This window comes from Variovorax sp. MSC1_012, assembly GCF_023667525.1.
GTDB lineage: Bacteria > Pseudomonadota > Gammaproteobacteria > Burkholderiales > Burkholderiaceae_C > Variovorax > Variovorax beijingensis_B.
The window spans coordinates 215,970-242,529 of the sequence record NZ_JAMOZJ020000002.1; the positions used below are offsets into that span (position 1 = coordinate 215,970).

Annotated in this window: 18 protein-coding genes; 2 read left to right on the top strand and 16 right to left on the bottom strand. The window is 70.9% G+C overall.

The window, feature by feature from the left end:
- Positions 1-143: 143 nt before the first annotated feature.
- From L1081_RS26400 to L1081_RS26410, 3 genes are read right to left on the bottom strand one after another with little or no spacing between them, the layout of a single operon-like run.
- Positions 144-1,145, bottom strand: a complete 1,002-nt coding sequence (locus L1081_RS26400) for a FecR domain-containing protein (RefSeq protein WP_489417593.1) — start codon at positions 1,143-1,145, stop codon at positions 144-146.
- A complete protein-coding gene (locus tag L1081_RS26405) occupies positions 1,135-1,695 on the bottom strand; it encodes a sigma-70 family RNA polymerase sigma factor (protein WP_489417594.1) in 561 nt (186 codons plus the stop codon). The genes L1081_RS26400 and L1081_RS26405 overlap by 11 nt, the downstream gene beginning before the upstream one ends.
- 17 nt (positions 1,696-1,712) lie before the next feature.
- The gene (locus L1081_RS26410; protein WP_489417595.1) at positions 1,713-2,441 is read right to left on the bottom strand and encodes a TonB family protein; all 729 of its coding nucleotides are present in this window, start codon (positions 2,439-2,441) and stop codon (positions 1,713-1,715) included.
- A gap of 199 nt (positions 2,442-2,640) precedes the next feature.
- On the opposite strand from L1081_RS26410, the gene L1081_RS26415 reads away from it, so the two are divergent.
- Complete coding sequence (locus L1081_RS26415) at positions 2,641-3,009, top strand: hypothetical protein (RefSeq protein WP_489417596.1); 369 nt, start codon at positions 2,641-2,643, stop codon at positions 3,007-3,009.
- Positions 3,010-3,030: 21 nt separating this feature from the next.
- On the opposite strand, the gene L1081_RS26420 is transcribed toward L1081_RS26415, so the two are convergent.
- The 3 genes from L1081_RS26420 to L1081_RS26430 are packed head-to-tail and all read right to left on the bottom strand — an operon-like array spanning position 3,031 to position 4,593.
- Entirely contained in the window at positions 3,031-3,690 is a 660-nt protein-coding gene (locus tag L1081_RS26420; RefSeq protein WP_489417597.1) for a prepilin-type N-terminal cleavage/methylation domain-containing protein, read from the bottom strand.
- Entirely contained in the window at positions 3,691-4,077 is a 387-nt protein-coding gene (gene gspI / locus L1081_RS26425) for a type II secretion system minor pseudopilin GspI (protein ID WP_489417598.1), read from the bottom strand.
- Between the two features lie 3 nt (positions 4,078-4,080).
- Positions 4,081-4,593: a prepilin-type N-terminal cleavage/methylation domain-containing protein gene (locus L1081_RS26430; protein WP_489417599.1), complete on the bottom strand. Its 513-nt coding sequence runs from the start codon at positions 4,591-4,593 to the stop codon at positions 4,081-4,083.
- 128 nt (positions 4,594-4,721) lie between these two features.
- Between L1081_RS26430 and L1081_RS26435 the strand changes: the two genes are divergently transcribed.
- Positions 4,722-5,174 carry a type II secretion system protein N gene (locus L1081_RS26435; protein ID WP_489417600.1) on the top strand — a complete coding sequence of 151 codons (453 nt, stop codon included), beginning with the start codon at positions 4,722-4,724 and terminating at the stop codon, positions 5,172-5,174.
- Positions 5,175-5,217: 43 nt separating this feature from the next.
- On the opposite strand, the gene L1081_RS26440 is transcribed toward L1081_RS26435, so the two are convergent.
- The 10 genes from L1081_RS26440 to gspE all read right to left on the bottom strand — a co-directional run bounded on the left by L1081_RS26440 (position 5,218) and on the right by gspE (position 26,541).
- Positions 5,218-5,838, bottom strand: a complete 621-nt coding sequence (locus tag L1081_RS26440; protein ID WP_489417601.1) for a transposase — start codon at positions 5,836-5,838, stop codon at positions 5,218-5,220.
- Positions 5,839-5,931: 93 nt separating this feature from the next.
- A complete protein-coding gene (locus L1081_RS26445; protein WP_489417602.1) occupies positions 5,932-6,546 on the bottom strand; it encodes a sigma-70 family RNA polymerase sigma factor in 615 nt (204 codons plus the stop codon).
- A gap of 63 nt (positions 6,547-6,609) precedes the next feature.
- Positions 6,610-19,266 (bottom strand): filamentous hemagglutinin family protein, encoded by a 12,657-nt coding sequence (locus L1081_RS26450; protein WP_489417988.1) that lies wholly within the window; start codon positions 19,264-19,266, stop codon positions 6,610-6,612.
- Positions 19,267-19,448: 182 nt separating this feature from the next.
- Entirely contained in the window at positions 19,449-19,829 is a 381-nt protein-coding gene (locus L1081_RS26455; protein WP_489417603.1) for a DUF4880 domain-containing protein, read from the bottom strand.
- 57 nt (positions 19,830-19,886) lie between these two features.
- Positions 19,887-20,882, bottom strand: coding sequence for a FecR domain-containing protein (locus L1081_RS26460; RefSeq protein ID WP_489417604.1), 996 nt, complete (start codon positions 20,880-20,882; stop codon positions 19,887-19,889).
- Positions 20,882-21,433, bottom strand: a complete 552-nt coding sequence (locus tag L1081_RS26465; protein ID WP_164547839.1) for an RNA polymerase sigma factor — start codon at positions 21,431-21,433, stop codon at positions 20,882-20,884. The genes L1081_RS26460 and L1081_RS26465 overlap by 1 nt, the downstream gene beginning before the upstream one ends.
- On the bottom strand, positions 21,430-22,188 hold the full coding sequence (locus L1081_RS26470; RefSeq protein WP_489417605.1) for a hypothetical protein: 759 nt from the start codon (positions 22,186-22,188) through the stop codon (positions 21,430-21,432). Before L1081_RS26470 ends, L1081_RS26465 begins: the two co-directional genes overlap by 4 nt.
- 258 nt (positions 22,189-22,446) lie before the next feature.
- Positions 22,447-23,688, bottom strand: coding sequence for a substrate-binding domain-containing protein (locus L1081_RS26475; RefSeq protein WP_489417606.1), 1,242 nt, complete (start codon positions 23,686-23,688; stop codon positions 22,447-22,449).
- Between the two features lie 209 nt (positions 23,689-23,897).
- Complete coding sequence (gene gspF / locus L1081_RS26480; RefSeq protein ID WP_489417607.1) at positions 23,898-25,103, bottom strand: type II secretion system inner membrane protein GspF; 1,206 nt, start codon at positions 25,101-25,103, stop codon at positions 23,898-23,900.
- 10 nt (positions 25,104-25,113) lie between these two features.
- On the bottom strand, positions 25,114-26,541 hold the full coding sequence (gspE, locus tag L1081_RS26485) for a type II secretion system ATPase GspE (RefSeq protein WP_489417608.1): 1,428 nt from the start codon (positions 26,539-26,541) through the stop codon (positions 25,114-25,116).
- Positions 26,542-26,560 lie beyond the last annotated feature (19 nt).

The window sequence follows — 26,560 nt, forward strand, 5'->3', positions numbered from 1 at the left end:
ATGGGTTCGTGTTTCTTCATTGCTCGATCGCTGCCACGAAGCCCGCCCGGAAGTCGGACGGCCCGTGGTCTACCGAGCTATGACAGCGAAGCTCCACCGCGACTGCACCATGTCACGAAATCTTCACACAGGCAGTGCCGGCTTCATGCCCTCGCAAGGCCCAGCAGCACGATGCCGCCCGGCAGCTGCGTGAGCTCGGCGCCATACACGTCGCGCACCAGGAAGGCCACATCGTCGAGCCGGTCGATCGAGAAACTCGCCTGCACCCTGCTGCGGCCCAGGGCCTCGCTGGTGAGCACGAGCCGGCCATGCCGGTAGCGGTTGACTTCGGCCACCACGTCGGCAAGCGGCACCTGGTTGAACACCAGCTGCCGGCGCCGCCATGCGCTGACAGGCCCGGTGTCGACCGGCACTGCCGCCGCCAGCCCCGCGGCGCCGTAGCGCAGCTGCCGGCCTTCGTCGAGCCGCACCTGCCGTTCGCCGCGAGCCACCTCGACCTGGCCCGACAGGCAGGTGACGCACACCTCGCCGTCCAGGTTGCGGATGTTGAAGCGTGCCCGCACCGCCGTCACCGTGCCACCAGCGGCCGACACCGTGACGCGCCCCACGGCCGAGGCGGCGGTCAGCACCTCGGCCTCGCCGGCCAGCAGCTCGATGCCTTCGCCGCCGCCGGTTCCGGGCTGCAGGTTGACGCGCGTCTGCGTGTTCATCTGCAGCACCGCGCCATCGGCCATGGCCACCTCGCGCTGCTCGCCGGTGCCGGTGCGATAGTCGGCGCCCCATTCCGTGACCGAAGCCCACAGCCCGAGCGGCGGCGATACCGCAAGGTAGGCGACCGACGCCGCCACCGCCCCGCCCAGCAGTGCGCGGCGGCCGGCGACAGGCATGCGCCCGTCCGCGCCGCGCTGTTCCTTCCGGCGCACGCGCAGCGCGGCCGGCGCCATCGCCTTCCAGACTTCGCGGGCCTGCGTGAAGGCGGCCGCATGCGCGCGGCTCTGCGCGCACCAGAGGCGAAAGGCCTGTGCGTCCTCTTGCGTCGCCTGGTGCGAGCCCAGCCGCACGACCCAGGCCTGCGCTTCGCGCTGCAGGGTGCCCATGGCTTCGGCCTCGGCCTCGGCGGATTTTTCGGGTTGTTCAGCTGCCATCACGCTTAGACTGTTTTCCGGCGCCGGGACCGAAGCGCTGGACGAAATCTCTTCCCAGCCGCTCGCAGCAATGCTCCAGGCCGGCGCGCAATTCCTTCTCGACCGTGCGCGCCGACACGCCGTAGCGTGCGGCAATGTCCTTGTGCGGCATCTCGTCCACGCGCGCGGCCAGCACGATGGCGCGGCGGCGGCGCGGCAGCTCGGCCAGCGCACGCTCCAGCGCCTCCAGCTCGTTGCGGGCCTCGGCGCCGCGCGCCGGGTCGGCCATCTCGTCGGCCATGTCGTAGAGCGCCTCGACCTCGCCCACGCTCAGCAGCCGCGAATTGCTCTTGCGCTGGTCTTCCGCCACGTTGAGCGCAATGCGGAACAGATAGGCCGAGGGATAGCGCACGGCACTGCGCACGTTGGTGCTCTCCACGCGCAGGTAGGCCTCCTGCAGCGCATCGTTGGCCAGGTCTTCCGAGCCGAGCCGGATCTGCAGGTGCTTCCTGAACTGCGAATAGCGCGCGAGGAACAGCGCGCGCAGGGTGGCCTTGACCGAATCGGGCATGTCTCGCTGCCCGGCCTTCAGCCTGCGCGCACGGCGCGATAGGGACGGCAGTCGCGCGCCGGGTCGGCGCGCGGCGTCAGCAGGATGGTGACGGGCTGCGCCATCCCCGGCGGCGGCGGCGCATCCAGGGCCAGCGCGCGCAGGCTGGCGAGCACGGCGGCATCCCGCTGCGGGAGTCCGCTGCCTTCGAGCACGCGCGCCTCGCCCACCTGGCCCGCGGGGTCGATCCATAGCTGGATGCCAAGGCGATAGTGGCCGAAGGCATCGGGCTGCGCGACGCACAGCACGCGCGTGACCGATGCCTGCAGCACGGCCGCAAAACCGGCCTGGGTGCGGGCGGCTTCCGCTGCCGCGCCTTCGTTCCTCGGCGCGTGGCCGCCGGAGCGGCTCTCTGCGGATGGCGCGGCCGGAACGGGCACCAGCGTGAACGCGTCGGTACCGGTGTAGCGGGCCGCCAGGCCGGTGCCGGCGAGCATGCGCTGCAGTGCCTCGCGCGGCGTGAAGTCGCCGTGGACCGCGGCAGCCTCGCGTCCGGCCGTGAGGCTGCTGGCCACGAGCACCGAATGCCCCGTGATGCGGCCGAAGACGGAAAGGGAAATTTCCAGCGGCTGCGCCGGCAGGTCGAAACGCGTCGCGGCGCCGTCCGCAGCGGCTTGCGCGGCGGCGAGCCGCGCGCCCATCATCAGCGCCATGACCAGGCACCAGGACAGTGTCAGGGCACCGCCCGGTGCGGAAGTACGTGTCATTTGGCGGAAATCAACTGCGAGGAAGTCTTGGGAGGTTCGGCCGTCCGCCTTGCGGCCTGGGTGAGCGTGCGGGCGAGACTATCCGGCGCGCGTGACCAAGCTGTGACGTTTGGTTTGCATGCGGCGCACGCCGTCTTTCCCCTGACTTGCATGCGGCCTAGACTGCCGCATTCCCGGCGATGGAGGCGAGCAGATGCGCATGGTTTTCTTGTATGGCGTCGCGGCCCTCGCGGCGTGCGGCCTTTGCGGCAACGCGGCGGCACAGGCTGCATCACAGGCAGGCGATGCCGGCGCGGACAGTTGCGTCGAAGTGATGGTCAACGGCGAACGCGCGCCTTCCTATGCCTGCCTCACGCAGAAGCTGAGTCCCGCGGCTCCGCCGCGCGGCGCCGGCGACGCACCGCCGGGCATGGCGTCGGAAGCCATCACGCAGCGGCCATCGAACCAGCTCGGCCTGTTCAACCGCGCCGCGACCGGACACCGCATGGGCAATACCTTCGGCACCTCGGTCCATCCGCAGCGCCCGCCGCCGGCAGTGCCGTCTTCGCCGCTGATGAACCGGCCCTGAGCACTGCAGGCTGCGGCTGCTTCACTCGAGCGGAACAACGCGGCGGAAAGTCCGGACGTCGCCGTCCCCCGCCGCGCGGATATCGAACACCAGCTCCAGCCCCGTCGCGGGCGACCGCGCAGGTGCAGTCCCTGGCAGGTTGCGCCATCCCTGGCCAGGCTCCCATGCCCGCACACGGGACATGGCGACATCGTCCAGCACCGCGACGCGCACGGCGGCATCCGGCGCCGGCAAGGGAAAGGACGCAGCCGCCGGACCGGCCGCCCGGTACAGCACGGCGCCGCGCTGCCACCATTGCACGCGCTGCCAGCGTCCCGGTGCGGCGGGCGCCGCGCGGACGATCTCGATGAAGAACGGCAATCCTGCCTGCCGACGCACCTGCAACGACGCAGGCAGCAGTTCGGCGGCGGCCACTGGCGCCGTGTTCGCCGCGGCGGCCTGCGGCGCATCGGTGGCGCTCGACGGCAATTCGGTGGTGGCGCGCAGGGCCAGGTCGCGTTCCAGCTGATCGAGCGCGCGCAGCAGCCGGGCCATGTCTTCGGTCCGCTGCTCCAGCATGGCGTTGGCGCGGCTCACGCTGTCGAGACCGCGCCACGCCATCACGCTCAGCACGGCCATGATGGTGATGGCAATCATCACCTCGACCAGCGTGAAGCCCGCCTGGGCCTGCCGCGTGCGCATCTAGCGGGCCTCGCCTGCGCGCGTTTGCAGCGAGGCCAGCCGCCTGCCGCCGTCTTCCGCGAGATACACCTCCACCGTCACCGTGCGCAAGCCGTCGATGGCGGCGGCGCTGGTCTCGAGCCGGCAGACCAGCCTCACGCCGCCCTGCGGGCAGTCGCTGCGGACGACGCCCGGCACGGAAGGGCCCTGGCCGATGCGCAGCTCGGCCAGCCGGTTCTCCGCAGAGAGCATGGCGAGCGACTGCGGCTCCAGCAGCCCGAGGTTGGTGATGGTCAGGCTCGAGGCGCGCACGATGGCCGCCAACGCAATGCTGACGATGGCCAGCGCCATCAGCACCTCGATCAGCGTGAAACCTCCGGTGCGGGACGATGGCGGCAGGAAGCGCATGGCCTACCGGACTTCGTAGCCGCCCGCAGCGTCCCGCCGGATCGTCACGGTGGCGCCGGCATGGCGCAACGCCAGTTGCCAGGCCGTGCCCATCGGCTCGGAGGTCAGCAGGATCGGCCCGGCAGGCGCCACGTCGACCGGCGCCACACGCCATTGCCGCGGACGCAGTTCGTCATCGGCGGCAAATGTGTCGAGCGCACCCAGCGTCGATACCGCCGGTATGGCGCTGCCGGGCACGTCGTGCCAGCTCCCGCGCGCGAACCGATAGCCGGTGCCATCCGCCTGCCATGCGATGACGCGTCCGTCGACGCGCACCTCGTTCTGCGCGACGGCAAGGCGTCGCACCAGGTCATGCGCCTCGCGGCGCAGCTCCTGCGCGGGATCGGGCGCCATGCCCAGGCTGATCGCGGCGGTCCCGATGCCGATGATGACCAGCACGATCATCAATTCGATCAGCGAGAAGCCGGCTTCATCGGCTGCATCACCCCGGGTTTGCAGTGGTACGCGCATCTTCATCTTGCGCCGATGCTAGGAACGCTCCGTGATGCTGGAATGAAAACAGCGCCTGACACGAAGCGCCAATGCCACCGTGATAGACATGGAACCCGAATGCCGCAGCAGCGGCCACCGCATGGGGAACACCGATGACCGATCCTGTGAAGCTGTCCGCCAGAACCCTGGTCCACGCCACCGGCCTGCTGCTGGCCGTTGCGGGCGTGGCGACGTGGGCCCACCTGCTGTCCCGCCCCGCGCCGCAGGTTCCGGCCGCATCCGCGCCGGCGGCGGCGGCCGACCCCACGGCCAGTGCGCTGGCCGCGTGGTTCGGCCCCGGCGAGCTGCGGGCGAACATTGCCGTCAAGGGGTTGATCAAGGGCACGGGACTGGAAGGCGTGGCCGTGCTGGCCGTCAACGATGCGGCGCCCAGGCCCTACCAGGTCGGCGACGCGCTGGGCCGGTCGGTCACGCTGGCGGCCATCGAGGCCGACGCGGTGGTGATCGAGAAAGCCGGAACGACCCAGCGCATCGCCGCACCGGCCATTGCGCAGCCGAAGGCGCCGGGCATCGTCAGGGTGGCGCCCGCCGAAGCCCCTCGCTAGTGCGCAGGGTCCGCGCCGGCGGATCCGCATCCTGCTGTCCCCTCTAGCGTGCCGCTTCGTGCGCGCGAGCGTCGGGCGCGGAGGCCCAGTGCGACAGCGCGTGCAGCAGCCCGCGGTTGACCCGGAAGTCGCTGTCGCCCGACTCCTGCAGGAAGGTGCTGGAGAGACAGCGCGTGACCACCCGCACGGCGCGCGGATCGGCCCCCACGGCCTGCAGCTCGCGCGTGAACTCGGCACGTCCGGGCAGCTCGTCGGCAAACTTCTCGAAGCCCACGAACCAGCGGAACAACATGTTGTAGGCCAGGCTCTCGTGCACCTTCTGTGCGTCTTCGAGCGAATAGATGATCTGCAGCATCAGGCACTTGAAGAGCGTCGCGGCGTCGATCGTGCTGCCGTGCCGGCTCCCCAGGTCCGCCAGCAGCGCGCGCTCGTGCTGCAGCGCATCCTCCACTTGCTCGCGCAGCGCCACGAGCGGGTGGCCCGGCGGCACCAGCGCGCGCAGGTTGTCGGCCTGGACCCAGGCCTGGTGGCTGACGATCCACACCCACGGCGAGCCGTACCGGTTGACGGCCACCGGCCCTTCGCGCGCGCGCTCGACGATCTTCGAGAGCCTGGCATCGAGCTCCTGCATGGTGACCCGCAGCGGCGACATCCACTTCATCATCGACTTCCTCCACTTCCTGAATCGGCGTGCGGCGGGACGCGTGACGCCGGCACGCATGCAGGCTGCGCCGTGCCCACCGTGCACGCCACGGCTTCAGCGCAGTTCGCCAAGGGCCTGCCGAAGCGCGGTGTCGACCTTGCGCACCGAGATGCCGTGGCGCCGGGCGACTTCCTGGCGCGACATCTCGTGCCAGCGCAGCGCAAGCAGCATCGACTGGTGGCGGCGCGGCAGGCGCTGCATGGCGCGGTCCACCGCAGCCACCTCCGAGCGCGCCTGGGCGATGAGCTCCGGGCCGGGTTGCAGGTCGGCGATGGCGTCGAAGTCCGCGCCCTCCTCGGCCGACCCCAGCCAGCGCTCGCGCGAGCGGATGCTGTCCATCGCGAGATTGAAGGCCACCCGGTAGACGTAGGCGTCGGCGTTGGCCGGTGCCTCGCGCGGCTGGCGCTCGCCCAGCCGAAGCCATGCCTCGTGCAGGCACTCGCTCGCGAGATCCCTGCATCCGAGCTGCCGGCCGAGGCGCCGGTGCAGCTGGGCATAGTGCGCCACCAGATGGGCCTGCAGGTCGCAGGCAGGCGCAGCGGCCGGCCTTGCCGGAGCGCGCACTTCGGGTGCGGGCATCTCGATGGCGTCGAGCAGGCGCCAGGCCTGCGGGAACGCCAGGGAGAACCGGTGCGGAGCACTGCGAATGGCCAGGGAATTGGGAGTCATGATCGTTTTCGCTGAGACAAGGAAGGAACGGATGCGCCCGCCGGCCGGGGCGCCCGGCGCGGTTCAGCGTTGCAGATTGGCGCGCTCCTCGTCGGTCAGCTGCCGGCTTGCCGAGGGTGGCAGGTTCCCTGCACCGCCCAGCACGCGGATCACGCTGCGCGGGTTGTAGCTCACCGGCGTGGCCGCCTTGTCCGCGGGCGTGTCGCTGCCGCTTGCCGGCTCGTTGCCGAAGCCCAGCACGCGCACCGTGAACACCGAGGGCAAGGCCTGCCGTGCCGCGGCACGCTCGCGCTGCATCACGTCCTGTGCCGCCATGCTGGCCTGCGAGGCGGCCGCGCTGGCGTTCGTCAGGGCGCCCACGTTCACCGAGGCCATCATCGGCAGGCCGCTCGATTCGCCCTTCGCCTGGATGTTGGCCGCATTCACCACCTGCAGCGCCGCGACGTTGACGTTGCCCGACACGCGGATGCCCGCTTCGCCCGCGTCGATGGTGCCGAGCGGCGCGATCAGGTCGACGTCGCCCGGCGGCACCTCGGCGATGGGCGCCAGCGTGGCGATGCCCGCGCCCGAGCTCGGCGCCTGCGGAGAGACCTCGGCATTGCCCATGTCGTCGTACACGCGCTTGGGCGGCGTGTACAGCACCGTGGTCTTGGAGCCGCGGCCGGCGTTGATGTCGCCCTTCTCGGACCAGGCGAAGATGTCGCCGCCGAAGGTGGTCATGATGCGCGACAGGCCCAGCAGCAGGCTGCCTTCGCTGAAGAGGCGGATGTCGCCCTCGCCCTGCGTCATCACGCCCGAGGTGGCCGGCGGCACCGCGCCCTGCACGCCGAGGATGATCTTGCCGCCCGGTGCCAGCATCTCGATGTCGCCGCCGAAATTGGTGCGCACGCCCGAGCCGCCGAACATCGTGATGTCGCCGCTGCGCGCGATCTCGTTGCCGGCCGCATCGCGGTCGGGGAACAGCGTGGCGATCATCTCGCGCCCGCGCAGGTACGAGCCGAAGCGGCTGCTGCCGCGGTCGTTGTATTCGCGGCCGCCCTCGCGCAGCTCGGCGTAGTACACCTCGCGCAGGAAGATGCGCTGCTGCTCCGGCGCCAGCGCGTCGAAATACGCGAGGGCCTGCGCGGTGTCGCCGCTGAAGCCGTAGCGCGCGTTCAGCCACGCGGCGAGTTCCGCCTCGTAGGTCCTGGCGGCCTTGCCGGGCTGGCCGGCCAGCGGCGCACCGGCATCGGCGCGCTTCGACGGATCGAGGTAGCGCGTGCGGATCGCCGACATGTCGAGGCCCTGGGCACCCACGCCCGCCATCATCGCAATCGACGCACCCCGCCGGGTGTCGCCCGGCACGATCGGCCCGATCGAGGCGATGCCGCCGCGGTCTTCCTGCAGCAGGTTGCGGCCCGCGGAAACTTCCAGCGTGCCGGGGCCGGCGATGTCGAAGTTGGCGTAGAGGATGTCGCGGCCGGCGGAGACGATGGAAACGTCGGTCGGGTTCTCGTGGACGATCAGGTTGCCGCGCAGCTTGGCTGCGTCGAGTTCCGAAGGTCCCCCGGTGGTGCCGCCGGGTGCCACGCCGGTGTTGACGATGTCGCGGCCCGCCTTGATCCACACCGGCGCGGCGGCGTTGTACCAGGTGGTTGCGCCGCCGTTCTTCTGCACCACCTCGCCCGTCTTCAGGCCGATGATGTCGCCGCCGGCCGCATAGAACCTGATGGGCGGCGCATCTTCCGCGCGGCCCAGCGGCACCGCGGCGCTGTTCGCGCCGAACGCGAACAGGGTCGTGGGCGCGAAGGCGCTGGTGGAAAACGCCGGGCCCTCCCGCGAGATGTTGGTCACGAGGATGTTGCTTGGATCGGCCGCGCCCAGGAATGCCGGGTTGAACGGTGTCGGTACGGGCGTGCCCGAACCCGACATGCCGACCGCGTACTCGCCCGCATGGATCGATCCGCCCGCGAGCATTTCCAATTCACCGGTGGCCGAAGGCGCGAGGGTCAGGCCATACACGAGGGTTTCGGGCAGCCCGACCGTCTGCGGCAGCGCCGCATAGCCGTAGTAGAGGCTCCCCGAAAGCGCGGCCGCGCGGAAGATCGAGGGGTAGACGATCCATGCGTCCGCCGCGGTGGTCCCGATCTGGCCCTTGTCGCCCGTCGCCATGGTGGGCGTCAGGTTGCCGCCGGCCGAAACCAGTTCGATCGCGCTGCGCGCGGTCCACAGCGAGAACGCGCTCTGGCCGCCGCCGGCTTGCGTCTGCCCGCCGAGCAGGTAGCCCGAGGTGTTTGGCGTTGCGCTGCGGCCCGCATCGGCCGCCCCGCCCATCGCCAGGTCGCCGCGCGTCTCCAGGCGCATGGCGGTGTCGCCCGGCACGAGGTTGATGCCGCCGCGTGCATCGGCATAGCTGGCCCTGAAAGGGTCCATGCCGCGCGGATCTGTGGGGTCGGAACTCCGCGCCTGGTACTGCAGGCCGACACTGCCGACGGAGGCGGCGGCGAGTTCGGTCGCGCCGCGCAGGTTGGCGATGGCGCCCGTGAGCACGAGCGTTTCCGCGTCCGGGCTGAGCTTGCGCTGCGGGTTGAGCGCGCCCGCGATGCGCATGTCGATGTCGCCCCCACCCGTGAGCGTGAGCGCGCCATCGGCGCCGACCCGGCCCGTGCTGCCCACCGCCACCACCAGCCCCTGGCTGCGGTGATCGACGCTCTGCTGCGCGACCTGCTCGCCGCGCAGGTCGATCGTGCCGGCCTCGCCTCCCACCCGGATGCTGACGTTGCCGCCGCCCAGCGTGCCGATGCCGGTGAAGCCGACCAGGTCGGGCGTGGCGGTGGTGCTCCTGGCGTAGGTGCCGAAGTTGATCCACCACGACGCGGGGATCGGCGTGTCGATCGCCGCCGTGCCCGAGCCCTGGCGCCAGAGCCAGTTGCCCGGCACCACGCTGGTCGTCGGCGCGCCGGTGATGTCGCCCACCAGGTTGCCGCCCGCGGCAATGCGCACGTTGCCGCCCTGGTCGGGATACCAGGCGCGGTAGGCCGCCAGGCTGCTGGCGTAGTCGAGCAGGTCGGGCTGCGGGCCGACGACCGTGCCGTCGGCTTCCCTGCCGCGCGCGCGGTTGTACGCAGCGCCGGCCGCCGTCGCCGAGCCGGCGGTGTAGATGCCGTAGAGCGAATCCATGCGGATGTCGCCGGCCGCGGACAGGTCCAGGTCGCCGGTGCCGGTGCGCACCACGCTGAAGGCCGCCGACGCGGGCTGGCTGCCCGCGATGGAGGGCGGACCGTCGTCGGAGCATTGGGTCGGATCGATGTCGCACCAGAACAATTCGTCGGCAGACACCGGCGTGCCTGCCGGATACCCCATGAAGTTGCCTTCGGCCCAGGCCTTGGCCCGGCCGATCGTGTGGGCCATCACGTAGTGCGTGTCGCCCAGCCTGATGGCAGCCTTGGCCGAAGGGTTGAGCGCGCGCCGGTCGGCCGAACCAAGGTCGGCGCCGGCCACCAGCTGGAAGTCCCACGAGGTGGCGCCTTCGCCGAGCATCGGCGCGACGGCCCAGTTGCGCCCTTGCGCGCCGTTCGCGGCGGGCCGCAGGTTGATGGGCTGGTCGCCCGGCAGCTCCACGAACGTCATCGACGGAATGAGCGATCCGCGCGCGAGGTTGACCTGTGCCGTGGTGGTCATCTCGACCGGCAGCGCCACGCCCTTGGGCCAGGTGAGCGCGCCGACCTGCGCCGCGCCGCGCAGCGCCGTGCCCGCGCCGAGCCGCATGCCCGCGTCCAGCGTCACGGCGCCCGGCAGCACCGCGCCCGCCGCATAGACGATGGACCCGTCGGCGTTGTAGATGTTGGCGCCGACCACCGTGCCCGCCGGCAGACCGAGCGCGCCGGCCAGCACGGCATCCACCGGCAGCACGGTGCCCGCCGGCAGCGTCATCGCGGCGACGGCCACGCTGTAGTTGAGGGTCGAGCCAGCCGGAAAGCGCGTGCCGGTGTCCAGCACCACGCCGTCGATCGGCACGACGATGTCGCCGCCGTTGGGCGTGTAGGGACCGCCGTTCTTGCGCGCCTCGGTCAGCACCCAGCCGCTGTCGTCGGGCGTGGCGGCGGGCGGCGCAAAGCCGTCGTTGATGCTGCCGTGGATGTTGAGATTGCCGGCCGCACGAATCACCAGGCGGCCCGGCTCGCCGAAGCCGCGCCGTGCCGGATCGCCGCGGTTGGCATCGGGACCGTAGCGGTAGCCCGAGAAGTCCAGGTCGCCGTCCACCGTGAGGTCGCCGTTCGGGTTGTTCACGCTGTCGCTCACGATCTGCACGCCGGGGCGCAGGCGGTAGCGGCCCAGGCCCGAAAGCCTGCGGCCCAGCGCCGCGTTGGCGAACGCGGCATCGACGAAGGCCTGGCTGTCCGTGTCGATGCGGTCCAGGTAGCCCTGCGTGATGAGCTGCGGCCGGTGGCCCGACACGTCGGGCAAATCGGCCAGCGGTGCATCGTCGTAGCTGCGAAAGGCGTTGACCGCGATGGTCTTCGCGCCCTGGATTGCGGGCGTGCCGTTGACGGCGACCGCCACGTCGTTGGCGTCCACGCCGCTACCTCCTTCGTCCGCACCGCCGGTGCGGCGTGCATTCAGGTCGAGCGTGCCGCGCGCGCGGCCATCGTTCTGGCCCGCCTGGGTGCCCACGGGCACGTCGGTGCCGGCGCGCAGGTCGATGCGTGCGCCGCCGCCCAAGGTCAGCCTGCCTTCGGTGCTGGTGAGATCGACGATGGCCCGGTTGGGGCTGTCGATGATCTTGCCGTAGCTGTCCACGCGCAGGCCCGTGCCGTGCGCATCGAGCGTGCCGTTCACCGTGAGGTCGTTGCGCGCCGCCAGGTGGATCGAGCCGACCTGGTAGCCGCTCGCGTCGATGCGGCCGTCCACGCGCAGGCTGCCGCCGTCGAGCGCGATCGACACCTCGCGGGCCTTCACCTCGTCGCCCACGGCGAGGTCGCCCTGCTTGATCTGGAAACGGCGCGCGCCGAACACGCCGCCCGCGTTCAGGCGGTTGTTCAGGCCCGCGAAGTCGTCCAGGGTCTGCGCGCGCACCGTGAGTTCGCCCGCGTCGTAGGGCACGACCGTGCCGCCCGCGTCGTAGCTGCCGCTGCTGCCGCCAAGAATGGTTCCCGCGAGGCCGATGCGTCCGGCCGCGCTGCCGAGCGCGGTCGCCTCGACGGTGCCGCCGCGGTTGTTGCGCGCGGACACGTCGATGACCGAGCCCGCCGCCTGCGCGATGTTGCCCGCCTCGCTCGACAGCACGAGGTCGCCGCCCCAGCTGTACTTGTCGACATCGAACAGCGCGGTGTTGCGGCCGGCCAGGTCGATGCGCGAGCCGGCGCCGAGCACGACGTCGCCGGTCGCCGCGAGCACCAGCCTGCCGGAGGGCAGCACGATGCTGCCCTCCAGGCCGACGCTCTTCCCCCTGAGTTCCAGTGTGGCGCCCAGCGCATCGCTCGACGTCGCTGCGCCCGTGCCTTCGGGCGCGGCCACCACGATGGCGCCGCCGGCCGTGATCCGCGTCGTCGAGGCGGCCTGCCCCGTGACGAGCGGCGACACGATCGTGAGGTTGCCGCCCTCGTTCGCATGCCCTTGGCCGGGCACGTACGCGCCCTGCCGGTGGTACACCGACAGCGAGCTCTTGCCATCGGAAGTGAAGCGCTCGGTGGCCGTCAGCTTCACGTCGGCAAAGCCCAGCGCGAGCCGCGCATCCGTTTCGATGTGGGTCGGTTGCGCGTAGGGGCCGTGGCCGAGCACGATCGACCGGGCGGCGATGTCGAGCGTGCCCTCGCCCAGCAGTCCCGGCATCGCCGCGCCGGGTTCGTTTTCAGAGCCGGTCCAGACGAACTCGCCGGCGCGGATCGAAGCGACGTCGCCCGCGGCACCGTAGCCGTAGATGGCGGGCGTGCCGAGCACCAGCCGCTCCAGGCTGGAGGCATCGAGGCTGGCCGCGCCGTAGATGTTCACCGCGTCGCGCGCATTGAGCACCAGCGTCTCCAGCGCCGGGGCGCCGGTGGCCGTGTTGCCGGCCAGCAATTGGCCGAGCCTTGCCTGGTTGAGCACGAGGCCGTGCGGCAGTTGCCCGTTGGCGTCCGCGGCGGCAATGCGCGCGTCGTCGCCCAGGTTCACCGCGGCGAGCGCCAGCACGAGATTGCGCGTGCCGTAGGACACGTTGTCTGCCAGCGTCAGCGAGCCATCGGTCGCGACTGCGAGCGTGCCTTCGGACACCAGCCGGGTCTCGCCGCTGCACGCCGCGCTCACGCAGCTGCCGACATTGACCGTCACGGGCTGAAGATCTGCGTTCACCGGCGCCAGCATCAGGTTGAACCAGCCGTTGGACAGCGCCAGCACGCCGTTGCCGGAGAACAGGTAGCCGTCGTTGGAGCCGTAAGCGAAGGCCTGGCGGCCGACGGTGCTGATCGACGCCCCCTGCTCGATGGTGATGGCCGGGTCGCCAGCATTGCTCGGGCCGCTCGCCAGCACGATGTCGGCGGCCGACAGGTGCGCGCCACTGCGCACGACGAGGCTGCCATTGCCGGCGATGGTGGCCACGCGGCCGGCCTGCCCATAGACGGGGGTGATGCTGCCGTTGATCACCAGGCGCGCGGCGCCCAGCCGGTTCAGCGCTTCGTCGTGGACGGAGGCGCCTTCCAGGCCGGTGGCCGCCGTCTGTCCGGCGCCCAGGATCTCGCGCACGTTGCGGACATTCACGGTCCCGCCGAAGCCCTGCGTGCCGGCCGCGGCGCCCAGGCGCAGTTCGCCGTCGAACGCAAGCCCGGTGCGCTCGGCGTCGTCGTCCCTGGGCTTCTCCAGGAAGACGTCCAGCGTCTTCGCGTCCGAGGTGAGCATGCCGCGCAGGAAGCCGCGCCGCTCGGCGTCGGCCAGCACGAAGGCGTTGTAGCCGGTCTCGTTGTAGCTCGCGTGGCTGCGCACCTTGTCGCCCGGCGTGACCAGGACCTGGGTGGGCACCGCATCGCGGATCGCGGTGTGCGCCACGCCCAGGTAGCCGGGCGTGAGGTACGAGCCGTGGCCCACGCCGCTGGCCCCTGCGAGGCCGATGCCGTCGGCCGCGCCGATCTCCACCCGGAATGCGCCGGGCAGCAGCGCGTAGTTCGACGGCATCAGCGTGTAGGTTCCGGCGGGCAGGCCCGGAATGCCCGCGGGCACGGTGATCTGCCGGCCGATGCCGGGCGTGCCGAAGCCCGCCTCGGGCGCCACCGGCGCATAGCGCGCGGCGCTGCCGGGCACGATGGCATACACCGCGTTGCCGGCGCTGCTGTAGCGGTTCAAAGGGTTCGCATTCGCGAGCGGCGTGTTCAGTACGTCGACCGAACCGCCTCGCCCGCTGACGAAGCCGGCGCCCGAGAGCGTGCCGCCGCCCGACAGGTCGAGCACGGCGCCGCCCTGCGCATCCAGGTGCCTGGCCACCACCGAGATGCCGCGTGTCAACGCGCCCACGCTGTCGAGTTGCACAGCCTGGCCGTTGTATGCATAGCTCAGGCCGTCGACCGTGCCGCCGTACGGCATCGTGAGCCCGGCGCCGCTCACCGAGGTGATGCTGCCCGCAAGCAGGTTCACGCGCTCGGTCACCGCGCCAACCTCCGCGCCGGTTCCCAGTGTCAGCAGGCCCAGCGGCGCCCGCACGATGCCGCCCTGCTCGATGGTCTCGGCGCCCAGGCTGAGACTGCCGAAGACCGAATAGGGCATGGCGACTTCGCCTTCGCCCTGGCGACGGATGGAGAGGACGCTTCCGGGCTGGTAGTCCACGATGCCGTCGATGCTGCGGTAGCCGGCCTGGACCGTGGCCCGTGCGCCCGTCGTCGGGTAGATCTGTTCGGCAGCGAGCGCGAGGTTGCCCGTGATCGCGAGGCTGCCCCCCAGCATGCGGATGTCGCCCCGGCTCGTGAGCTCGGCGGCGTCGAAGCCGCGCCGGTCCACCGTGTAGCGCGAGGTGCGCAGGTCGAGCTCGGCGTGGGTGCCGAAGCCGACGTCGTCGCGCACGTCGATCAGGTCGGCCAGCACCGAGAACATGCCGTCGGTGGGTTGCTGCGACGGGCCGGCGGCCCAGTTGGCCCTGGGCATGGTGAAGCCGTCGGGCGCGGTCAGGGTCGTGCCCGCCAGGCGCACATAGGGCGCCGACAGCGACACGTTCGTGCCCGCGGCGGCATTCTCTGCATGCGCATAGGTGCCCGCATAGAGGCGCAGGCTCTGGCCCATGTGCAGCGCCACGTCGCCATCGAAGCTCAAGGGGCCGTTGGCGAGGATCGACAGGTTGTCGAAGCCGCCGGCCTCGATGCGGTCGACGCCGATGCGCGCCGTGCCGGTAAGCAGCTGCTGCTTCGCATCCGGTCGGGCCAGCCCCGCCGCGAGCAGGCTGTCGCCCTGCTCCTGCGCGAGCACCAGCTCGCGATGCCGCAGCACGTCGCCGCGCGTGGTCGAGGTGGGATAGATGGCCGACTCGAGCGCCAGCCCCAGCGTGCCGCCGGCCGCGCCGGCGCCGCCGGCCGCCGCGCGCAGCGTGCCGTCCAGGTACAGGCCCTGCACGGACTTCAGCACGATCGAGCCGCCGTCGGTGGCCACCTGCATCGGCGCGAAGCTGCGGTCGATGCTGTCCATGGCGCGGTCGAACGTGGCGCTCGTTCCCGAGGCGTCGAGCAGTGCGCCCGGGCGAATGACGACGAAGGCATGGGGCGCGTCGGCCCGGCCCTCCTCTTCCCAGTCGAGCGCGCCGCCGATGCGGATGGTGCCGCCGTCGGCCGCCTGTCCGTAGCGCCGGCCGTACACGTCCTGTGCGGTGACGGCGCGCGCCGCGACGTCGAGCACCGCGCGCTCGCCGATCCAGAACAGGCCGGGCGCATCGGGGATGCCGCCGCCGTCGATGGCGATCGTGCCGCCCGGTGCGGTCAGCCGGCCGTCGACCGTGACATCCCGGCCATTCAGCGTGATCGACTGGCCGGGGTCCACGGTGACGGCGGCGCCAGCGCGCACGTCGACCGGGCCGCCGGGGCCGGTCGACGCGCCCGAGCCTGCGCCCGATTGCAGCGTGAGGCTCGCGCCGCGGCGCTGGGTGAGCACGCCCTTGAGCGCATCTTCCTGCCAGAGCGGCGGGGTCCAGCGTTCGAGCGCGGCGGCGGGATCGCTGCCGGTGGCGGCCGTCTTGGACGCATCGGTGAAGCGGTAGACCGGCATGCGCACATCGAGCGCGGCGTTGTCAGCCACGGCCACGCCCAGGCGGCCATTGAAGTCGTAGTTCGCGAAGCCGGACTGGAGCATGCCGGCGCCGATCGAGAGGCTCGCGCTCGTGACCACCGGCCGAAGGAACACGGCGCCGGCGGCGATGCGCGTGCCGCTCGCGATGGTGAAGTCCGCCGGCGCGGCCCGGCCCGCGGCAACCGTGACCGTCTGGGCCTCGATGCCGAAACCGTTGGGGAACACGTTGGCGGGCACGACGTAGTCCACCGGGAAAAAATTGGAGCTGACCATGCGCACCACTGTGGCGCCGGCCGGGACCGTCTCGCTCTCTCGACCGGCACCCGTGAGGAAGGCCTGGAATGATCGCTGTTGGCCGTTGACGATCGCAAACACCGTGTAGCCGACCGTTCCCCTGGCATCGGGAAGCCGCCAGTCGGCGGCCAGTGTCACGGCCCTTGTCGCGTCGTCGAACAATGGCGGGCTGGCCACGGCTTCTCCGGGCAGCGCGCGCGTGCGTTCGTAGCCGTAGTCCACCGGCAGGATGTCGCCAGCGTGCACCTGGTAGTTCTGCAACAGGATCGCATCGAGCGGTGCCGCTTCGCCCGCGCCCAGCACGCCGTCAGCGCCTTGCACCTTGCCGCCGACCACGATGCCGCTGCCCGACACCATCCGGAGCGTGCCGCCGCCGTTGACGCCGTAGCCGCGGATGTCGCCATCGACCGTCAGCAGCCCGTTCGTTGCCACCCCATCGACTTGGGCATCCGCCACCAGGCTCACGTCGCCGCCGCGGCCGCCGCGCGTCCTGCCATTGGCCAGCAGCGCGCCGCCCGAAGAAACGTCCACGAGCGAGCCGGCCGCAAGCGTCACCGCGCCGGTGCTGCCGATGTTCACCGAGCCGCCGTCCAGGAAAGCCAGCCCCTTCGCGTCGCCCGGCTCCAGCTGCAGGTTGCTCCAGAGCCCCCGCGCATCGAGCGTCACGTCCCTGGCGACGATCACCTCGGTCGGCTTGCCCTCGCTCGCCGGCAATGCGCTCTCCACCGGGGCGCCGGCCGCGGTCACCGAGCTGAGCACGTTGCCCAGCGCGATGGCACCGCCGCGGGCCGTGAGGTCGGCGTTCACCGTCACCTGCGGCGCGTGCAGCGCGATGCGGCCGCCGGGCGCGACGCTCAGGGCCTCCCCGACCTCCACGCTGTCGCTGGCCGCGGCCATCACCGTGCCGAGGCCGAAGCCGCTCAGCCGCTCGCTGTCGAGCAGGAGCGCGTCGCGGCGCGCCTGCGGCAGCGCGGTATCGGGTGCCAACACGGCGCCGGCATCGGGCGGCGCGGGGCCGAACACGATGTTGTCGAACGTGGGCACGAGGTTGTGGAAGACGCCTACCGGACCGACCTTGGCATCACCGTTGTAGGCCGTCTCGTAGCGCCCGAGCACCAGCTGCCCGGCCTGCGCCGCCGCGTTGTGCGACTGCGCGTAGCCGTCCAGGCCCGCATCGCCGCGCTCGACCTGCCGCGCGCCCTGGAAGGCATGGGCCGTGATGTCGCCGTCGAGCACCGCGGCGCCGGTGGCCACCACCAGCCGCCCCGCGTCGCGGCCCACGGTGTAGCCGTTCTCCAGCCGCTGCTGCGGTCCGATCAGCGGGTTGTAGAAGTAGCCGGTGGTCTTCTCGCCCCAGCGCTTGTGCGCGTCTTCGTAGCCCTTGTAGAGGCCGCTGTAGGCGAGGTCGGCGGGCGCGTTCGACACTTCGTACAGGCGTCCTTCGGGCCCCTTGAGCCAGCTCTGGCGGATGAAGCCGGTCTGCACGTCCAGCGTGCCGCCCGAGAGGTTGATGTTCGATCCGGCCTGCGTGACCAGTTCGCTGCCCGCGAAGACGACGCTGCCGCCCTGCGCGGCCCACTCGCCGATGCCGTGGCCCTGCAGGCCGAGGTAGCCGCCGACTTCCAGCAGGCCACCCGAGGTGTACCAACGCTCGCCGTCGTAGCCGCCCACGCCTCGCGCCACGCGCACCAGCTTGCGCCGGTCGATGAACACGTTGCTGCTGTTGAGCATCGAGGTGTCGCGGTTGAGCGGCGCATCGCGCTGCTCGTTGCCCTGGATGTTGATCTGCACGTTGTTGGACGACATCGCCACCTGCACGCCGACCGCACCCGAGACGTCGATGCGCGCCCCGCTGCCCACGGTGCTTCGTCCGCCGGCGGCGCCCGCGGTCACCGCGAGCTGCCCGCCGGTGGCCAGCGTGGTCGAGCCGCCCTCGAACAGCACGCTGCCGCCCGAGACGATCTCGATGCGCGACTGGTCGCGCCGGTCGTCCAGCAGCGAAAGGTTGTCGAAGGCGCCCTGCACGCTCGCGCGGCGCAGCACGTCCTGCCTGGCCGATTCGGTGATGAGCGCCTCGCGCTGGCTGTCCAGCGCGGTGCGGCCGTTCTGGCCGTCCAGCAGCACCGCGTTGACCGCGCGCTGCGTGACCGTCACGCTGCCCAGCTTGTCGCTCGCCGAGTTCAGCAGATGGATCGAGCCGCGCGCATCCACGGTGGTGGTGGCGAGTGCCACGCCGTCCTGCACCACCTTGCGTCCGGCCAGCGTGACGTCGCCCTCGGGCGCCTGCAGCAGGCCGGTATTGACGACCTTGCCCGAGCTGCTGTCGGCATCGAACTGCGGCGCCACTTCATTGCCGCGCGTGGTCGAGACCTGGTTCGCCGCCGTGCCCTGGCCGGGACGCACGATGAAGAAATCGCCCGCGGCCAGCTGCACCTGCCCGCGCGGCGTGGTGATGGTGCCGGCGTTGCTCACCTCCTGCCCCATCAGCAGCACGTAGCCGCCACCCTGCTTCACGGAAGCGGGCGTGCGGGTGGCGAGCTGCGCGCCCGCCTCGACCTTCACCGCGCCGCCTGCGTCGGTGAAGCTCGGCGCATAGCCTTCGCCCGCGGGCGCGCTGTGGATGCCGCGCGCCTTGAACTGGTCGTCGCTGATCTTCGCGGCGGCCGCCACCAGGTTGCGCGTGTCGGTCTGGCTGCTGCCGCTGAAGACGATGCCGTTGCGGTTGGCGATGAGCACCGTGCCGTCGGCCTTGATCTGCCCCTGGATCTGCGAGGGCCGCGCCTGCGGATCGTTCACGCGGTTGAGCGCCGCCCAGTCGGCCTGCTGCCTGAATTCGACCGTGGTGTTGCGCCCGACGTTGAAAGTCTCCCAGTTGAGGATGGCGCGGTCGCCGGTCTGCTGGATCGCCACGTTCGTGCGGCCATCGGCCTGCTGCGATTGCACCGGTGCATTGGCGTTGTGCCAGCCCGCGGTGAGGCTGTGGGTATCGACCCGCAGGCCGCCTTCGGCCAGGCCGTCGGGCACCGACGACGGATCGCGCAGCGCCGCCTCGCGCGCCGCGGCCTGCGCGGCCTGTTGCGCCGCGATGGCTCGCGCGGCCAGGTTCAGGTTGCCGATCGAGCGCTGGAGTTGCTCGCCGGCCTGCTGTTGCTGCTGCGACGGGCTCGCAAGGCTCGACGCCGGCATGCCGTTCGGCAGCCTGCCGGTCTGCATCGCGCCGGCCTGGGCCGCACCCTTGTTCGCAAACCACGCAGGGCTGAAGGTCTGGCCCGCGTGCGCCGGGCCCAGTGCGCCGGCCGCCGCCAGCGCCACCGCCATGGCACGCGCCAGCGGCGTCAGGCGCAGGCCACCGCTACCGGACGATGCGGATCGGCGTGAATGAGGGGTGTGCGGATTCAAGACCATGATTGCCTGCGGCGATAGTGCGGGAACGAGATGTCGGAAGCAGCGCCGCGAGCGGCACCGCGGTCGGTGATGCGAATGTCGCCCGCGGTGCAGGCGATCAATGGATGGCCGGCGGCCCCTCGGCGGCGAACGGGTGGCGGCGATGGCGAGAGGCCGTGCGCAGCGGGCAGCAGCAGCCGCCACAGCACCAACGCCTCGTGCCAGGCTTGGGCATGCGTGGCACTGCGCGCGCGCCAGACGTCGAGCGCAAGAAGCTCGGCCTCGCTGACGCTGAGGCGGTTCAGGCGCACGATCCAGTCCAGCGCCTCGCCCAGGCAGGCTTCCTTGCTGCGGGCTTCGCGCGGCCGTTCGTCATGAGGCGTCGGTTGCATACCCCCATGACGAGCCTGCGTGAGGCGACCCGTAAATTATTTTTCGAAAAAACCGTCTCAGCTCAGCAACACGATGCCGCCCGGCAGGCTGCGCACCTTGGCGCCATAGAGTTCGCGGATCATCACCAGTGCGTTGTCGATGCTGCGCAGCGACAACTGCATCCGCACCAGCGTGCGGCCCAGCGACTCGTTGCGCAGGATGACCTTGCCCGGGCGATAGCGGTTGATCTCGTCGATCACTTCGGCGAGCGGTGTGCGGTCGAAAGACAGCACGCCCGTGCGCCACGTGCTCACGCTGGCCACGTCCGCACGCACCACGTCCTGGATGCCGGCCCGGTCGTACACCACCTGCCGGCCCGCTTCGACCGAGCGCTGCTGTCCGCCCACCGACACCAGCACGCGGCCATCGAGACAGGTCACGCAGACCTGCGGCCCGGTGTGGCGGATGTTGAAGCGTGCGCCGCGCGCCAGCAGGCGGCCGCCGCCCGTCTCCACGAAGAAGTCGGCGCTGCCTGCCGCCGCGATCTCCGCCTCGCCGGCCAACAGTTCCATGCCGCGCAGGTTCGCGCCGCTGCCGATGCGGTTGATGAGCGTCTGCGTGTTCATGCGCACGCTGACGTCCTCGCCCAGCGCCACCTGCCGCTGCTCGCCCGTGGCGGTGCGGTAGTCGGCGGCCAGTTCGCCGACCGACGGCCACAGCCCCAGCGGCGGATCGACCGCCAGCACACCCGCTGCCACGGAAGCCGCGACCGCGCCGCCCATGAACGCCCTGCGCCCCGGGGACCGCAGGGCCTCGGACACCCCGGGCCACGAGAACAGCGGCGCCCGCGCCGCCTGGCGCGCAGCTTCTTCGGCCAGCAGCGGATCGAGCGCCGACCACACGCGCATGACCTCGCGCCAGGCTTGCGCGTGCGCGGCGCTCAGGGTCGCCCATTGCCGGAATGCGTCGGCGTCGGCGCGGGTCGCCTGGCCCGAATGCAGCCGCACCCACCAGGCATGGGCCTGGCGTTGCAGCGCACCGGGGTCGAGCTTGGAAGAAGACATGACGCTCATCAGTATTTTCTCGGGCCGGCAAAATGGCCGCGCTGGGCGGCCTCCACATCCGGCAAATGCTTCTTGCAGTATTCGAGGGCCGCGCGCAGTTCCTTCTCGACCGTGCTCACGGAAACATCGAGATGCTGCGCAATCTCGCTGTTGAGCTGGCCTTCGACGCGCGCCGCCACCAGGATGGCGCGCCGCCGCGCCGGCATGCGCGCGAGCACGAGGCTCAGTGCCTGCACATCGCTGCGCCCGCTCGCGATGCGTTCGGGGTCGCCCACCTCGTCCACCATGTGCACCAGCGCGTCGATCTCGCCGCGCGCGAGCAGCACATTGTCCTGGCGGTAGCGATCGGTGGCAATGTTCGCGGCCATGCGAAGCAGGTAGGCGTCGGCATTGTTCACCGTCGTGGTGCCGTCGCTCATGGCCGCGAGGCGAAGCCAGGTCTCCTGCATCGCGTCGGCCGCATCGTCGCGCGAACCGACGATGCGCTCGAGCTTGCCGCGCAGCTCGACGTAGCGCGCGACCATGCGCGCGCGCAGCGTGGACGCCATGCCTTCGCTCATTGCGCGTAGACCTTGCCGCGGTAGGCGGCCTGCCCGCAATCGACCTGCGCGCCCGGCCCCTCCGGCAGCAGCAGGATGACCAGCGGCTGCGGCAGCGACGGCGGGGGTGCGCTGCCGATGGACAGGCTGCGCACCCGGCTGCGCACGGCCGCATCGCGGTTCGCGTCGCCGGTCGTGCTGAGCAGGCGGAAGCTGTCCACCGCGCCGCGCGCATCCAGCCGCAGCTGCAGCGCCAGGCGATAGCTGCCTGGCCGCGTTTCGGCCGAAGCGCACAAGGAACCGCGCAGGGCCTGCTGGACCTGGGCGGCGTAGGACTGATGCAAGACTTCCCCTTCTTTGAACCCCGACCCCTCCAGCCCCGGCGCATCCGCTCCTCGCGGCGCGTCCGCAGCGCCGGGTGCGCGCGAGGTCTGGATCACCAGCGAACTCGCATTGGCAAGACGCGCTTCCAGGCCGGTACCTGCCAGCATTGCTTCCATCGCTTCCGCCGCGGTCAGCAAGCCGCGCACGGCAGTCGAGAGGCGCTGCGCGTGGTGGCCATCGATCAGCACATCCATCCGCGTCGCCGCGCTGTAGGCTTCGATCGCGTCTCCCAGGCGCTGGGCCGGAATATCGAAATCGATGCGCGCCGTGGACGCCTGCTGCGCCGCGGGCTCCGGCTGCGCATGCGCCTCGCCGCACCCGAACAACGCAACCGCGCCGGCCAGGCACCAGGCCAGTGCCAAAACACTGACCGATGCCGAAATCGCTGTCATACCGGGTTGGCGCACATGTCCCTGAGTTGCCGCGTCCGCCGCACAGGCCACCAGGCGCTCTTGCAGACCCGGGTGAAGTTAGTCGCCCGAGGTGACGTTCGCGTGACATCGCAAGCCGCTCCATGTGCGCTGATCGGGCAGACGGCCCAAAGCCCCGGGACCAGGGCCGTGCCGTGGCACAGCCCTTTTCCCGGGGCAGGTTCGCAGCCGCAAGCACCGAGGTGCGACGACTCCGAACCTATGGTCAGCAGATGCCGATCAGTTCGCGAGCGGACGGCCGATGCCGTTGCAGACGTTGACGTTGCCGATGCCCAGCGGGTGGGCGGCATTCAGGAACACGCTGGAGATCTGGGTCTTCCAGTTGTTCGCGCCGACCGTGCCGTCAGGCAGGTTCACGAAGTTGTGGGTGGTGATCGGCGTGTTGTAGGTGGTGCCGAGCAGGCCGGTCAGGAAGTTCTTGACCTTGGTCTGCACCGCAGCGTCCTTGTAGCACTGGTTCACCAGCAGGTTGGTGGTGCCGAAGATCGGGTAGCTGGAGCCCGTGCCCGTTGCCGGGGTCGGCTTCGAGTAGGCCGGCACCCAGGCGAGCGGGTTGCTGGCCTGCGCAGCACCACCCACCGGCAGCGACACGGCGGCCAGCGCGGTCTGGATCGACGAGGCCAGCGGCAGGTTGCCGTTGACCCGCGCGACAACCGCGTTGCTGCTGCCCGTGTAGGTGGAGTCGGGGCTCAGGTAGCCGACACGCGAGTCGGTGCCGGTGCCGATGAAGGCATTCGACACGCCGGCGTTGCCGTTGGCGCCGAACCAGTGGGCCGGGATCGTGCCGCCGGTGACGGCACCGGCCACCATGGTGGCGAAGTTGTTGGAGACGACGAAGCCCGAGGTGGGGCAAGCCGCAACCAGGTAGCGGCTCAGCAGTTCGGTGGTGCCGCTGTTGTCGGTGCGATAGACCACCTTCACCGTCGTGGCGTCGGTGGTGCCGCGCAGCTGGCCCCAGGTCTGGCCGCCCGTCTTGTTGCTGAAGACCGCGCACATCTGTGCGTCCGACAGGTTCAGGTTGCTGATGCCCGAGCGCTTGTAGGGGATCAGCACCGAGGTGGCAACCGCGGGGATCTGGATCATGCGGCTCCAGGCGGCCGGGCCGGTCACGCCGGTGACGTGGGCGGTGTTGTACGCGTCACGCTCGGCCGCGGTCACGGCGGAATCGCTGCCTGCGAAGTGGACCGACTGCGTGGCGGTCCATGCCGGCGTGCCGGACACGGATTCGTTCTTGAACGCGGTGGCGCTGTTGCTGAAGAAAGCCGACTTGCCGGCGCCGCTGCCGGTGCCGGTGTAGCTGAAGTTGGTGAGGCCCACGCCGCTCGGCAGGATCTCGTCATACAGGATCTCGGGCAGTGTCGCGCCACCGCCGACGGCGATCTGCGCGGACGCAGCACCGGCAGCCAGCAGGCAAGCCATCGTCACGGCCGACAGTGCGGCCGTCTTGAACTTTGCATTCATGGAAACTCCTTTGAATGGACCAGATAAATGAACTACCGAAGACCGTGCGCTCACTCGAGCACCTGTCTTCTCGCTACCTCTGTCGCCTCTCCAGCGACGCCTTTGATCCTGCGTTTCGCAGGTGACAGCAGGCCGAAAAAAGCTCGGGAACACGCACCGCGAAAACTCCCGAACACGCAGCTGGTTTCGAGAGGCCTGCTCCCGAACATTCAGCGCACCATCTGGTTGATCTCCATGATCGGCATGAGCACGGCAAGGACGATCACCATCACCACGCCGCCCATGCCGACGATCATCAACGGCTCCAGCACGGTGGTGAGGCGCATCGCCCGGCGCTCCAGATCACGGGAGAGGTTCTGCGCCGCACGCTCGAACATGGCTGCCAGCGCGCCCGTCTTCTCGCCGCTGGCCACCAGGTGCACGAGGTTCGACGGAAAAATCTTTTGCGCCTTGAGCGCCGCCGCCAGCGGCGTGCCCTCCTTCACGCGGCCCGTGGCCTCGAGCACGCAGCGCTTGATCCATTCGTTGCCGAGCGTCTGCCGCGCGGCTTCCAATGCGCGCAGCAAGGGCACGCCGGCGTCCATCAGGATCGACAGCGTGGAGGCGAAGCGCGCCGTGTCCACGCCCAATGCATAGCGGCCCACCATCGGCAAGCGAAGCACCAGCGCATGCCAGCGCAGCCGCCGGGCCGCATCGCGCAGCGACGCGCGGCCCAGCACCCACGCGCCCACGGTCAGGCCCGCGGTGAGCCAGCCCCATTCGCGCACGAAGGCGCTGGCGGCCAGCATGGCCCGCGTGATGGCCGGCAGCTCCTGCCGCGCCTGCGCAAAAGCGCCGATGACCTGCGGCACCACGTAGCCCAGCAGGAACACGACGATGCACAGCGAGACGAAGCCCACGATGGCCGGATAGATGAAGGCCGTGAGCACCTTGCTGCGCAGGTTGTCGCGGTTCTCCAGGTAGTCGGCCAGCCGCTCCATGACGCGCGCGAGATCGCCCGAGTCTTCGCCCGCGCTCACCAGCGCGCGGTAGATCTTCGGAAAGTCGCGCGGCCGCTCGCCCAGCGCATCGGCGAGCCGCATGCCGGCGCGCACGCCTTCACAGACCGCACCCAGCGCTTCGGCCACGTGCTTGCGCTCGGCCTGCTCGATGGTTGCGACCAGCGCGGCCTCCAATGTCAGCCGCGCGCCCAGCAGGCTCGCAAGCTCGCGCGTGGCCCAGCACAGGTCGCCGGCGCTCAGCTTCGGATTCATCCAGGCCAGCGCGCCGCCGCTCGCGGCCTTCTCGCGGATGTCCAGCGGCGTGAGGCCGCGCTCGCGCAGCTGCGTGCGCACCGATCGCGCGGACTCGCCCTCGGCGGTGCCGCGCTGGATCTCGCCGGCGCCGTTCGCGGCCTCGAACTCGAAACGTGGCATGCCGCGGCTCCTAGGCGTCGCGCGTCACGCGCAGGATTTCCTCGGCGGTCGTCACGCCCTCTTGCACCCAGCGCTGCCCGTCCTCGCGCATGGAGCGCATGCCGTGGCGCACCGCCGCGGCGCGCATGGCCTGCTCGTCGCCGCCTTCGTGGATGAGGCGCCGGATGTCGTCGTGCACCACGAACAGTTCGTGGATGCCGGTGCGGCCCTTGAAGCCGGAGTTGCCGCAGGCGGGGCAGCCCACCGGCACGTAGGCCATGCTGCCGTCGGGCCGCGGCTGCGGCGCCTTGCAGGCCGGGCAGAGACAGCGCACCAGCCGCTGTGCCAGCACGCCCAGCAGCGAGGACGACAGCAGGAAGGGCTCGATGCCCATGTCGCTCATGCGGGTCACGGCCGAGACGGCATCGTTGGTGTGCAGCGAGGCCAGCACGCCGTGCCCGGTGAGCGAGGACTGCACCGCGATCTGCGCGGTCTCGAGATCGCGGATCTCGCCGATCATGATGTTGTCCGGGTCCTGCCGCAGCGCCGCGCGCAGCGCCGCACCGAAGGTCATGCCGATCTTGCTGTGCACGGGGATCTGGCCGATGCCGGGCAGGTCGTACTCCACCGGGTCTTCGACGGTGAGGATGTTGCTGGTCCTCAGGTCGAGCTGGCCCAGCGCCGCATAGAGCGTAGTGGTCTTGCCGCTGCCGGTGGGGCCGGTGACGAGCACGATGCCGTGCGGCTGGCGCACCAGCCGCGTGAGCTCGGCCAGCGTGTCGGGCGCCATGCCGAGGCGCTCGAGCCGCAGGCGGCCCGCGTCCTTCTCGAGCAGCCGCAGCACCGCGCGCTCGCCGTGCGCGGTGGGCACGGTGGACACGCGCACGTCGATCGGCCGGCCGCCCACGCGCAGCGTGATGCGCCCGTCCTGCGGCAGCCGCTTCTCGGCGATGTCGAGCTGCGACATGATCTTGATGCGCGAGATCAGCGCCGCATGCAGCGCACGGCGCGGCGCCACCACGTCGCGCAGCGTGCCATCGACGCGGAAGCGCACCACCGAATGGGTCTCGAACGATTCGAGGTGCACGTCGCTCGCGCCATCGCGCGCGGCCTGGGCCAGCAGCGCGTTGATCATGCGGATGACTGGCGCATCGTCCTGCGCGTCGAGCAGGTCGGTGACGGCGGGAATGTCCTGCATCAGGCGCGCAAGATCGACCTGCTGCTCCACCGCGCCGACCACCGAGGCGGCATCGCCGGCGTCGGCGTAGCTGCTGGCCAGCAGGCCGTTCATCTCATCGTCGCCGATGCGCTGCAGCGGCAGCTCGCCCAGCAGGCGGCACGCCTCGACGACGGCCCAGCCCGGTGTGGCGGGGCACACTGCGATGCAAGGCGCATCGCCCTCCTGCCGCACGACGATGCGATGGCTCCGTGCCCATGCATGCGGCAGCGCGGCGGTCATTGCTGCACCCTTGACGCGG